Genomic DNA, 260 nt, shown 5'->3' on the forward strand with positions numbered 1-260 from the left:
CGCAGGAGCCTCGGCCTGCCGCGGGCGTCGGCGCCCCCGCCCGCCGTGATCCGGCCCGGGGGCACCGCGAGGTCGAGCCCGTCCACCACCGTGCGGTCGCGGTAGCCGAGCGTGAGCGCCGTGGCCTCGAGCGTGTGGGACGTGGTCACAGCGAGCCTCCCGTGCGGTTCGTCCGCGTGATCAGGTAGATGAGGAACGGCGCCCCGAGCGCGCCGGTGTCGACGCCGACCGGGTAGCGCGCGCCGTACGCGTACTGGCCC

General features: G+C 76.5%; 1 pseudogene. It reads right to left on the reverse strand.

The annotated features are described in order from the left end of the window. Positions 1–145: 145 nt before the first annotated feature. Positions 146–260 (reverse strand): annotated as a pseudogene (locus KVT14_RS22820) (iron ABC transporter permease); the annotation flags it as partial.

The sequence above is a fragment of the Cellulomonas sp. GbtcB1 genome, from assembly GCF_019091725.1.
Taxonomy (GTDB): Bacteria; Actinomycetota; Actinomycetes; order Actinomycetales; family Cellulomonadaceae; genus Cellulomonas.